Source organism: Streptomyces sp. NPDC091412 (assembly GCF_044756885.1).
GTDB lineage: Bacteria > Actinomycetota > Actinomycetes > Streptomycetales > Streptomycetaceae > Streptomyces.
Genome location: NZ_JBIVTV010000006.1, coordinates 1 through 10,400, shown reverse-complemented (window position 1 = coordinate 10,400; position 10,400 = coordinate 1). Strand labels below are relative to the sequence as shown.

The following is a 10,400-nucleotide window of genomic DNA, read 5'->3' as shown; positions in this document are numbered from 1 at the left end:
CGTGATCACGTGCCGGATTGCCCGTCCTTCGCCGCGCCGGCCTGGGGAGCGTGGCCCGGTGGACTGGTCTGTCCGTTCTTCTCGTTCTTCGCGTTCTTCTCGACGGCCGAGTTGCCGTTCGGCTGTCCGTTCTCCTTGCCCGGGTCGTTCCCGCTCCCGGAGCCGTTCCCGTTGTTCGAGCCGTTCCCCTTGCCCGGGCTGCCGGTCTCGCTCTGCGCCAACTGGTCGGCGCAGTAGGCGTCGACGTTGTCCTCGCCTCCGGCGGCCTCGACGAACCGCTTCCAGGCCGTCGACTCCAGCGCCTTGCCGCTGCCCTTCACCGACGCGTACGCGCGGCAGTGGGCCTGGACGTCCTTGGCCGTCGGCGGGCGGTCCCGGGTCACGGAGGGAACGGGCGTGGGGGAGGAGGGCCCGGACGGTGCGGCGTCGGCGGGCGCCGGTGCGGGCGACCGGTCGGGCGACGGAGCCTGGGGAGCGGTGGGCGACGGATGACGCCGTGCGCGACCGTCGTCCTCCGTCTTCCCGTCGGATTTCGGAGAGCCGATCCCCGCGATCGCCACGCCGCTGAACGTCAGGCCGGCGATGAACACGGCGATGGCGGCCCGCACCGCACGCCGCCCCGGGACGCGCCACGGTCGCCAGTCGTCCCGCCTCCGCGTCCGTGCCTGCTGGTGGGCGCCTACCTCCCGGGCGGCCCGGAAGGCGGCCACGGCCCGCTGCTCGGCCGACGCGTCGAGGGCCTCGGCGCACAGGGCACGGCGGAGGACGGGTTCCAGCTCGGTGGCGCGGATGTCGCTGTCGCCGCCGGGCCGGCGGTCGCCCGTGCCGGCGTGCCGGCGGTCCACATCCCCACCGTCGCTGTGTCGGTCGCCCATACCCGTGTCCATCCCATGCGGTTGCTACTCGTTCGCTCTACGGATCCGACGCCCTCGCTGCTCATTCCGACTGCCTCAGCGTATGAAGGCCCTATCCCGTCACACCCGGCCTCCGCCGACCGGCCCAACCGGGACGGGCATGGCGTTCTCAGGGGCAGGCACGGCTCGGTCGCCGTCGGCGCGGACGGTCCGTGCCGCACCGGTGCGCCGGCGCCTTCAGGCCGCCGTCAGGCCGCTGTCAGGCGCCGAGGCCGTCGAGGCCGTGGAGGAGCAGGGCGAGTCCTCCCAGGAACTCCTGGTCGGCGCCGACGTTCCGGGCGTCCCGGGCGGTCTGCGCCATGTGCGGGAACTCGGCGGGCGGCAGCTCGGTGATGGCCACGGTGCCCGGACCGGACAGCGCCCCGAGATGTTCGAGCTGGATGGCCCCGATGACGTAACTGAGCAGTCCGCGCAGGGCGACGACCCGCCGCTCGCCCGCGACGCCCGCCTCGGTGAGGACGGTGAGCACGGCCTCCGACCAGCGCAGCACTCCGCGGGAGTGGTGCCGGTGGGAGATGGCGAGCGGGACGATCGCCGGGTGGTCGGCCACGGCGTCGCGCAGCCGCCGCACCATGACCTCGATCCGCTCGCGCCCCGGCATGGCGGGGTCCGGCGGCTCGACGTCCACACGGGCGAGGACGAGCTCGACGACGAGTCGTTCCAGTTCCTCGCGGTCGTCCACGTACCGGTAGAGCCCCATCGTGCTCATGCCGAGTTCCTTGGCGACGGCGCGCATCGACAGTCCGGTGAGCCCGTCCCGGTCGATGACGGCGAGGGCGGCCGCGGCCGGCTGGTCCTGCGTGAGTGAACGTGGGCGTGGCATGGCGGTTGACAGCGTACGGCATACGCCTACGCTGGTAAGCGTATGCCGTACGCTTACGGAGGGGAGCCCGTCGTGCGCATGTCCCGTAACCCAGTGAGGCCCGGTTCCACCGTCCGGGACCGGCGTCTCACCGCCGTCTCCGGCGACCAGGTCGCCGTTCCCGATCCCGGCCGGCTGATCCACCTCCAGTTCCGGCGGTTCGCCGGCTGTCCGGTCTGCAACCTGCACCTGCGCTCGGTGGTGCGGCGGCACGGGGAGATCGAGGCCGCCGGTGTCCGCGAGGTCGTGGTCTTCCACTCGCCCGCCGACGAACTGCTGCCCCACACCACCGATCTGCCGTTCGCCGTCGTCGCCGACCCGGCCAGGCGGCTCTACACGGAGTTCGGCGTGGAACGCTCGCCCCGCGCCCTGCTCCACCCGCGCGCCTGGTGGCCGATCCTCCGGGCGGTCCTGAGCGGCCTGCGGGAGGTCGTGCGCGGGCGGGAGCACCTGCCGTCCACCAGCCCGCACGGCGGCCGGCTCGGTCTGCCCGCCGACTTCCTCATCGCACCCGACGGCCGGGTCCTCGCCGCCAAGTACGGTGAGCACGTCTACGACCAGTGGTCGGTCGACGAACTGCTGGAACTGGCGGCCATGCACGTGACGAAGGCGATGAAGGTGACGAAGGTGACGGAGGACGACTCCCGGTGACGCTTCCCGGCTCGTTGCACGTGATCAATGAAGGGCTGGCGTTTCTCCTGGAGGTGCTGGCCCTGGCCGCCCTCGTCTGGTGGGGGTGGCAGAGCGCGGACCACACGGCCGCGCGTCTCCTCCTCGCCGTCGCCGCTCCCGCGGCGGCGGCCGTCGTGTGGGGCCTGTTCGCCGCCCCGAAGGCCCGGGTGGCGCTTCCGGTGCTGGGCGTTCTGACCGTGAAGGCGCTGGTGTTCGGCACCGCGGTGGCCGCCCTGTACGCCGTCGGCCGGGACCGGTGGGCCGCCGTCTTCGCCGTCGTGGTCGCGGTCAACACCGTCCTCGCCACCCTGGACCGGAACGCCTTGGCGCACCGCGGATTCTGACCCGCCGTCCGCGCCCCACTGCGGTGGGTCGGACTTCGCGGCCGGCATCGCCCGCTGTGATCGTCGTGCTCTGGCGGCGACTGCCGCAGGAACCCAAGAGGCAGAGGGCGCACCCATCATGGGCGCGCCCCCGAGACGGCGGGGTTCCGGTCACAGCACTAGCTGTCCCCGGGCAGGTGGAAGTAGACGGTCCCCGAGCGCCACGGGCCGTGCTCGGTCATCTCCGATTCGATGACGACGTCCTGAATCTCGACAGGGCCCAGCGCCTCGATGGAATCGGCCAGCCTGCGCAGGAGCGCCGGGACGCTGTCACACCCCGGCCCGGCGGGGTTGGCCTGAGAGAAGTGGCGCACGGTCCAGTACTCCGGAGAGCTCGTCATGGGCTGATCTTAAGATCTGCCATCACCTGGTCATGGGCGACTGCCAGGAGCGGTGAGACCGTCCCCCGCCGGCCGAAGAAGGCCGCGATGGCGAAGGTCTGACCACCCTTCGGCGTTTTACTCGTCGTCGTGCATTGCCTGCAGAAGCTCGAGAAACTGGGCCAGATCCCGTCCCGCCGGGACAGGCAGGCCAGGACCCGCCGGGGCAGGCATGGCGTTTCTCCTCTCCGAGCTGGTTGGCGGGATGGCCAACTGATCACTGAACCACTTGCCGTACTCCTGCTGAAGGCCAACGCCGACGAAGCCTCGCCGCATGTCGGGCGTCGCATCAGGAGGGGTGGGCAGCGTCAAAAGGGCCGCCTGGGCGTTGAGAGCGGAGCCGTGTACCAACTGCCAGCGCTCGACGACCATTTGTCGGCATTCTTCGACCGTCTTGTACCGCAGGGCGGTGTGGATGCGAGAACGGGGATCGCAGAGCGCACCGGTCAACTGGAAGAACTGGCTGATGAAGTAGCGGCTGCGGGACCACATGTAGGAGCGGTAGGGGATGTGCTGCGGCACATAGGAAGTACCTGAGTCGAGCCAGAGCTCGTCAAAGCCGGCCTCTTCGCCGTTGGCGATCGCTGTGTCCAGTTCCTCCAGCCACAGCCCCGAAGTCCAGCTGTAGAGTTCACCCTCCATCATGAGAACGCGTGTGAGCTGTGCTTCCAGGCCTTCGCAGGCGTAGTCGAACAGCGCACCGATCGATGCGACGGTCAGTGAGTGTCGAACTCGCATGTAGCGGAGCAGGAGTTCCGCCATCCGGAGCAGATCTGCGTAATCGTGATCGGGGAATTGCTCATCGAACTTCCTCTGGCGCGCGAGACCGACGATCTCCTCCGCACTCGCAGTTGGGGGCACATCGGAGACGAAGGTCATCCCGGTGCTGCTGCTGGAGCGAAGCAGGAGGCTCCAGGGGTTGGGGAACGTCCTGTAGTGCTTGAGGAGGTCGGGAGCGTTCTTGTCGAAGTGCCGGGTGCAGGCCGTGCAAAAGCACGTCTTCTCGACCCTGCCGACCTGCCCGCTCGTTCCCCATAGCTCCGTCACGTCCAAGGCGATGCCCTTGAGCCTGCCGCCCCCCTTCGTCGCTGACGCGACTTCTTGGGCGATGTCGATGCCAGTGCCCAGGATGGCACCGTAGACCTCGCTCGTACGCGGGTTGGCAATGCATACTCGGTTGGCGCTGCCGCCGGCGATGTCGCGCGTATGGATCCCGTCGCCTGGAATGAAACCGTGCCCTGGATACAAGGTCAGGGTGACGTCGAGCCCGGCCGCCAGAAATACCCCTACTACATCCGCGAAACTTTTGAGTCGCGAGGACGGAACGGAGTAGTTCGACATCGGGACGCCTCGTAGTCCTTTGACGTCGAAAAGCAGACCGTCGGGTTCGAGGACCGGTACTGCCACCACACTGGCCCGGACTCCCCAGAGCGACTCGAATTCAGCGAGCAGGGTTTCGGGATCCTTGTAACGCAGGACCGAAAGGCTGGGGATGTCCAGCACACCCTCACCAGCGGACTCGGAGACTTGGGAGATGCTGAAGGAACGTCGGGTCAAGGCATCCTCCTTCGGGCCAACGCGCGCAGCGCGGCATCAGATATCGCGTAGTTGCTGTCCCGACCGGTCAACAGGAAGTTGCGCGCTATCAGCGAGCGCAGGACGGAGGTGATGTGCCCCGCCGACGACTCGGGGAAACAGGCGACGGCGGTCTCGGCAATCCGGCTCAGGTCGACCTGACCAACCGGCGGGCTTGCGGTGGGGAAGGCCAACGCGTTCAGTAGCCTGTGTTCGTCTTCCGACAGCGCCTTGCCGAGCTGAGATTCGAGCATGTTGAGGAGCACGGCGGGCGAAGGAGCGCTGAACTCGTCGATGCCCGCGATCGGTTCCTGCTCTGCGGGGCTTGGCTCCGAGACGCCTCCGGACTCTGTCTGCAGTACCTTCAACCGCTTCCAGTGAGTACGCCATTCCTCCAGCCGTGGATCATTCCTGCCCACGTGGCCTGTGCCGTGTGTGTCGAAGGCGAGCAGGGCCCGCACGAGGGACATCAGGGAGTCCAGTTCCGGCAGTCGAACACCATTGAAGATCTCGCTGAGCGTAGAGGCCGCGAGGTTCCGGCCATGCTCCCCCGTGAGGCGGGAGATCTCCCGGAGGGAGGGGCCACCACGAGAGATGCGAAGCCGGACCAGTTCTTTCGCGAAGTCCGACAGTGCTTGCTGGAAGGTCTCATGCGGCACTAAGTCGGTCACGCGGCTTCCCTCTCGGTCGTTTGGCAACTTCCGATCATCTACGGGGAACGGAAGCGTAGCGGCCTCGGCTGGGGCTGTCCCGAAGTTCACCGAACACCTGCGGAACGCCGCCGAACTCAGCCGAACACCTTCGGCGTTCGGTCGAAGACGTGCACTGATCTGTCTTCTTCGTGATCGTTCGGCAGGCTCGGAGTCACCCGGCGGAGCAAGGTGTGCTGGATGACATGACTGATAAAGAAGCGAACCCCGGCACCGTCTCTCCGTCCTCTTCTCAGCGGCGGTCTCAGGCCAACGAATCGACCGAGACCTCTGTCCCGGGCGAGCGCGTGCTGGATCTCATTGCGCTGCTCGCCCTGACCACGCTCGCCGCCCTGGTCTTCATGGTGGCCGGGCCCGCTGCCTTCACCGCGGTTACCAGCGTCGGTGTGGGGCTGTTCGCCACATGGCGCACCAGGCCACCTCGTCGCTGACGTCACAGATCCGGTGCGGCCGGCCCCGAGTACCTGCTCGGGGCCGGCCACTGTGCGGACCGGGGGCCGGTTCGGGCCGCGGGGAAGGTCACTTGGTGGCGTTGACCACCAGTTCGGCGTAGGCGTTGTCCGGCTGGGGGTCGTGTTGGGCCTGCCGCGCGGAGGTGTGGAGCGTGACGGCGCCGGTGGCGTTCGGGATCACCCGGTCGATGCGCAGTTCGAAGGGGAACTGGATCCGGTCCTCGGGGGTGGCCCAGTGCCGGAGTTCGCACCGGTACGTGCCGGATCCCTCCGCCCGGCAGTTCTCCGGAGCCGAGACGACCGTGGTGCCCGCGGGCACCGCCAGGGTGACCGTGCCCACCGGGTCACCGCTGCCGATGTTGGCGAACCAGGCGGGACCGAGGTTGCGGAACCCGATCGTGGCAGTGACCTTCTCTCCGGCCGCGCCGGTGACGCTGTCACCCCGGACGGCGAAGTCGGCCGTGTTCTCCGCGGTGATCGGCGTGCTGGTGAAGTTGTCCTCGGGGTTCTGGTCCTGCGTGCCCTCGAGCGGCTCGATGCTGACATCGAGTCGCTCGAACAGGGCGTGGGACGCCACGGTGAGCCGCAGCGGCTCCGGCAGGGTGACGGTGGCGCCGGGCTCCACGACGGTGTCGAACGTGCAGTCCAGCAGGCCGCCTGGCACGTCGTCGGTGTCCAGGACAGGCGGGGTCCAGGCGCAGCCCGGGTAGTTGGTGGCGAGTTCCAGGCCGTAGGAGTTCCACACCCGGAGTCGGAACCCCTCCGCGGCCGCGTCGCCCTTGTTGGTGACCGTGACGGGTACGGGCAGAGAGGTTCCGGGGGCGACCGGGCCCACCGGCGCCGGCTCGGTCAGGCTCAGGTCCGGCGACGGTACGGACTCGACCTTGACCGGTGTGCTGCCCCAGCCGGTGCGCAGCACACCGCCCGGGCCGTTGGTCTCCGCCTGCGCACGGTGGCCGATGCTCAGCTCCCCGCCGGCCGGGGCACCCTCCACGGTCCGGAGCCCCAGGGTGACCTGGGGACCGTCGTAGGTGCCGCCGATGTCGCCGACCTCCCAGATGTCGCACACGGCGGTGGTGCCGGACTCGGACAGGAAGCAGTTGTCCGGCACCGAGACCTCGGCCACGCCCGCCAGTTCCGACAGGTCGAGGGTGAGGACGCCATTGATGACGCGGTAGTTGCCGTTGTCGTGGGACAGGCCGAACGAGAGCTCTTGGTACGAGCCCGGTGTGACGGACAGCGTCACCGCCTCCGGGGACTGGACCCACAGCATGTCGCTCGCGGCGGAGGCCGGCGTGGCGCCGAGCACGGTGGCGCTCAGCGCCGCCGTCGCGAAGAGCGCGTACGCCCCGAGCCGCCTCCTGCGGCTGGTGACGGTTCTCATGACAACTCCCAGGTTGTACGGAGACCATCCCGTGGCGACGACCCTGAGGACGTCCACAGAGTGATCGTTTCCGCTGTAGGACGGCCCGGTCATGTCAAAGGTTGTGCTGCGCAAGGGCGTGGGAAGGGAGGCCAGTCGGCGAGCGCGCGGAGCCCGTACAGCCGCCCGTGCCGCCGGGAAGGACAGGAAAAGCCGCACTCCTGAGTCCTCCGAGCAGCAGCCGTTGAAATTCCTGGGAGAAATCCATTCCCGTGCGCCACGGCACGCTTGTTCTCCGCCTCATGGGCGGCGTCGGCGAGAAATCACCAGGATGCGGCGTCGAAATCCGTACTCGTGCGGATCCGCCCGTAGACGTGGATGGCTGCCATGGCCCGTCAGCGCCCGCATACTCCGGCCGGAGGCGGAGCGGGCCGGTCCGACAGCCCGGACGCAGCGCCAGACGCCTCGGGCACCGCCCGCATGGCAGTGATCTAAGTCACAGAGAAATGCAGGCGTCCTGAGCAACCATCCTCGTTCGCCCCTTTCATCCGCGGCGATTTTCCTCATGGGGGAGCGTGGTGCGAGAAAAACACCACTCGCTCTTTACGTGGCCTATACACTCGCCGGTATCCAGGCTGCCCCGCGTGTGCTTTTCGGTGGCCGTTTCTCCTTTGTCTCCGACCAAGAAAGGCCGTCCGTGAAATTTTGCCGCTCCCTCGCCGTGGCCGTCGCCGTCGCGGCATCCACGCACGTCGTGCTCTTCGCCGCCACTCCGGCTCTCGCCGCCGGGACATCCGCGGCACAGACGCAGAGCCGGCCGACGTACGCGGAACTGGTAAAGGCCGCCACCGACGCGCAGAAGGCCTACGAGGAAGCCGTCATCGCCAAGGAGGAAGGGCAGAAGAAGGTCAAGGCCGCCCTGGACTCCCTGGACTCCGACACGCACCCGCTCAAGGCGGCCACGATCGCCACGGACAAGGCGGCCAAGGAGGCGGCCGGCGCCAAGGAAGCGGCTGAGAAGGCCGTCGCGGACGCCGAGGCCAAGCTGGAAGCGGCCCTGAGCGAGACCGAGAAGGCCGAGGCACAGCAAGCCCTCGAAGCCGCCAAGGGAGATCTGGCGAAGGCGGTCGAGGCCAAGCAGGAGGCCGACGCCGCGGCCAAGGAGGCCCACACCGCGCTGGACGACGCCAGGGTGGCGGCCGTCCGGGAGTACAGCCTGGTCCAGGACGCTCCCAAGAAGGCCCTCGAGGTCAAGAAGGCCGCCGAAGAAGCACTCGCCACCGCCAAGGAGTGCGTCCGTGAGGACGGGCTGACTTCGCTCGCGGTGGGACTGCCGTCCAAGGTCGTCGCCGGGACCAGCGTCGATTTCACCCTGCGCGTGACCAACGGAACCGAGCGCACGCTGACAGTGGACCCCCTGGTGTTCTTCCATGTGGCCGGCGAACCGCGAGGTGAGAAGAGTCACGTGGAGGTGGAATGGTCCAACGGCGCGGGCTGGCAGGCCCTCAACGGCGACGATCCCGAGTACATCGCGCACATCGACACCATGAAGCCGGGCGAGCAGAGCGACGTGAAGCTGCGGATGAAGGTCGACTCCGCGGCCCAGGCCGCCGACGCCTTCGCTCTGCTGGCCGGTGACGCCTCCGACGCGTACAACCCCTGCGTCCTGGGCCCGATGAAGCGCTACGACTTCGAACTGCTGCCCGCGGGCAGCAAGACCGGCCCGGCCGACGAAGCCGAGCCCGGCCGGCCCGGCGAGGACGATGACAAGCGGCCGGACGCTGCGAAGCCCGGCACGGATGCCGGCCCCTCGGCGCAGGGCGGCGCGTCCCAGCAGGCGGTGCGGGTGACGGCCACCGATACCGACGCCGACGGCAGCCTCGCCGCGACCGGTACGTCCTCGGCGATGGCCCCGCTCGCTCTCGCGAGCGCCGTCACCGTCGCACTCGGCGCCGGAGCGGTTTTCGCCGTACGCCGCCGCAAGGCCGCAGACAACGTCTGACCGGTGGAGTGCGGAGGCCCTGTGGAGCACTCCACAGGGCCTCCGCACTCGGAACCGAGCCCGCGCGCCGGCTTCCGGGCCGTACCACTGGAGTGCCCGGTCGGTGACAGCGGCGATGCACTCGAAGCCCCGGTCACGCCACGGCACTCGTGGGAGCTAAGCCGCCTTGGGCTGTGCGGCACGCGTGTCCCAGGCGGGCTCCTGTACCTCCTCGAGCAGGAAGGTCTCGTCTTCCCCGAAGTCCGGGGCTTGGAAGGGGTTTGTCGCCGGGGGCGGCGATGCCGGAGTGGCACGGCGGGGTTGCCCTTCCAGGGCGGAGAACAGCGACGTCAGATCGATGAGAGGTCTCGCTTTCGTTGCAGGCCCCCGAAGGGGCCTGGCGTGCCGTGACCGGGCACAGCGGTCCTACAGCTTGGTCATCTTGGCGTACGGGCTCAAGATTCGCATTTGGGCCGAGCCGAAATCCACGAGCGCCGCGATCCCATCCTCGATGCCGATCACGCGGCCGAGGCCGTACATGTCGTGTGTGACCTGGTCGCCCACGGCGAAGTGCTTGGGATCGGGCGTGGCCGGGGGCTTGAAGGGGCTGGTGGGCAAATGACGCTTCGGTGCAGCAGGCTTTGTCATCGTCCCCAGTATGCGCCTAAGAACCGCGCTGGTGGCTGACTCTCAGGGGCGGGAGTAGCTGATCGCTGGGCTCCACTCCAGCAAGAGCTGAGCCCGCCGACCGGTCGGCAGACGGGTGGGGCCGGGCGGTTCGGCCTCCTCCGAGGCCGAACCGCCCGTACTCTTCGTGGTGTCTACGGCGTCACATAGCGGGCGCCACACACTGGAGGCAATACCTCGTGCTGATCGCTCAGCGTCCGTCACTGACCGAAGAGGTCGTCGACGAGTTCCGCTCCCGGTTCGTGATCGAGCCGCTGGAGCCGGGCTTCGGCTACACCCTCGGCAACTCTCTCCGCCGCACCCTCCTGTCGTCGATCCCCGGCTCCGCTGTCACCAGCATCCGCGTCGACGGCGTCCTGCACGAGTTCACCACCGTGCCGGGCGTCAAGGAGGACGTCACCGACCTGATCCTCAACATCAA

The 10,400-nt window shown here is 68.7% G+C and carries 11 protein-coding genes and 1 pseudogene; 5 read left to right on the top strand and 7 right to left on the bottom strand.

The window, feature by feature from the left end; all coding sequences use genetic code 11:
* Nucleotides 1-5: 5 nt before the first annotated feature.
* A complete protein-coding gene (locus tag ACIQMV_RS17125) occupies nt 6-875 on the bottom strand; it encodes a hypothetical protein (RefSeq protein WP_402593557.1) in 870 nt (289 codons plus the stop codon).
* Nucleotides 876-1,113: 238 nt separating this feature from the next.
* Nucleotides 1,114-1,737 (bottom strand): TetR/AcrR family transcriptional regulator, encoded by a 624-nt coding sequence (locus ACIQMV_RS17120; protein ID WP_402593556.1) that lies wholly within the window; start codon nt 1,735-1,737, stop codon nt 1,114-1,116.
* 78 nt (nt 1,738-1,815) lie between these two features.
* Here ACIQMV_RS17120 and ACIQMV_RS17115 point away from each other — a divergent pair, with 78 nt between their 5' ends.
* A complete protein-coding gene (locus tag ACIQMV_RS17115; protein ID WP_225076536.1) occupies nt 1,816-2,427 on the top strand; it encodes a peroxiredoxin-like family protein in 612 nt (203 codons plus the stop codon).
* The gene (locus tag ACIQMV_RS17110; protein ID WP_402593554.1) at nt 2,424-2,792 is read left to right on the top strand and encodes a YrdB family protein; all 369 of its coding nucleotides are present in this window, start codon (nt 2,424-2,426) and stop codon (nt 2,790-2,792) included. Before ACIQMV_RS17115 ends, ACIQMV_RS17110 begins: the two co-directional genes overlap by 4 nt.
* A 158-nt stretch (nt 2,793-2,950) precedes the next feature.
* Here the strand turns inward: ACIQMV_RS17110 and ACIQMV_RS17105 are convergent, their stop codons facing one another.
* From ACIQMV_RS17105 to ACIQMV_RS17095, 3 genes are all read right to left on the bottom strand, one after another.
* Entirely contained in the window at nt 2,951-3,172 is a 222-nt protein-coding gene (locus ACIQMV_RS17105; RefSeq protein WP_141359758.1) for a hypothetical protein, read from the bottom strand.
* Between the two features lie 117 nt (nt 3,173-3,289).
* Nucleotides 3,290-4,768, bottom strand: a complete 1,479-nt coding sequence (locus ACIQMV_RS17100; protein WP_141359757.1) for a hypothetical protein — start codon at nt 4,766-4,768, stop codon at nt 3,290-3,292.
* Nucleotides 4,765-5,457: a hypothetical protein gene (locus ACIQMV_RS17095; RefSeq protein ID WP_402593552.1), complete on the bottom strand. Its 693-nt coding sequence runs from the start codon at nt 5,455-5,457 to the stop codon at nt 4,765-4,767. The genes ACIQMV_RS17100 and ACIQMV_RS17095 overlap by 4 nt, the downstream gene beginning before the upstream one ends.
* A gap of 212 nt (nt 5,458-5,669) precedes the next feature.
* On the opposite strand from ACIQMV_RS17095, the gene ACIQMV_RS17090 reads away from it, so the two are divergent.
* Entirely contained in the window at nt 5,670-5,927 is a 258-nt protein-coding gene (locus tag ACIQMV_RS17090) for a hypothetical protein (RefSeq protein WP_141359755.1), read from the top strand.
* A gap of 88 nt (nt 5,928-6,015) precedes the next feature.
* Here ACIQMV_RS17090 and ACIQMV_RS17085 read toward each other — a convergent pair whose 3' ends face one another.
* Nucleotides 6,016-7,332, bottom strand: coding sequence for a hypothetical protein (locus ACIQMV_RS17085; protein ID WP_402593550.1), 1,317 nt, complete (start codon nt 7,330-7,332; stop codon nt 6,016-6,018).
* A 676-nt stretch (nt 7,333-8,008) separates the two neighbouring features.
* Between ACIQMV_RS17085 and ACIQMV_RS17080 the strand changes: the two genes are divergently transcribed.
* Nucleotides 8,009-9,313, top strand: a complete 1,305-nt coding sequence (locus ACIQMV_RS17080) for a hypothetical protein (protein ID WP_402593549.1) — start codon at nt 8,009-8,011, stop codon at nt 9,311-9,313.
* A gap of 405 nt (nt 9,314-9,718) precedes the next feature.
* On the opposite strand, the gene ACIQMV_RS17075 is transcribed toward ACIQMV_RS17080, so the two are convergent.
* Nucleotides 9,719-9,940, bottom strand: coding sequence for a hypothetical protein (locus ACIQMV_RS17075; RefSeq protein ID WP_141359753.1), 222 nt, complete (start codon nt 9,938-9,940; stop codon nt 9,719-9,721).
* Nucleotides 9,941-10,158: 218 nt separating this feature from the next.
* Between ACIQMV_RS17075 and ACIQMV_RS17070 the strand changes: the two are divergent.
* Nucleotides 10,159-10,400: pseudogene (locus tag ACIQMV_RS17070) on the top strand (DNA-directed RNA polymerase subunit alpha); the annotation flags it as partial.

Excerpts from the sequence above, each read along its gene's own strand:
- ACIQMV_RS17125 (WP_402593557.1), bottom strand. The coding sequence starts at position 875 with ATGGGCGACCGACACAGCGACGGTGGGGATGTGGACCGCCGGCACGCC.
- ACIQMV_RS17120 (WP_402593556.1), bottom strand. The coding sequence starts at position 1,737 with ATGCCACGCCCACGTTCACTCACGCAGGACCAGCCGGCCGCGGCCGCC.
- ACIQMV_RS17115 (WP_225076536.1), top strand. The coding sequence starts at position 1,816 with ATGTCCCGTAACCCAGTGAGGCCCGGTTCCACCGTCCGGGACCGGCGT.
- ACIQMV_RS17105 (WP_141359758.1), bottom strand. The coding sequence starts at position 3,172 with ATGACGAGCTCTCCGGAGTACTGGACCGTGCGCCACTTCTCTCAGGCC.
- ACIQMV_RS17085 (WP_402593550.1), bottom strand. The coding sequence starts at position 7,332 with ATGAGAACCGTCACCAGCCGCAGGAGGCGGCTCGGGGCGTACGCGCTC.
- ACIQMV_RS17075 (WP_141359753.1), bottom strand. The coding sequence starts at position 9,940 with ATGACAAAGCCTGCTGCACCGAAGCGTCATTTGCCCACCAGCCCCTTC.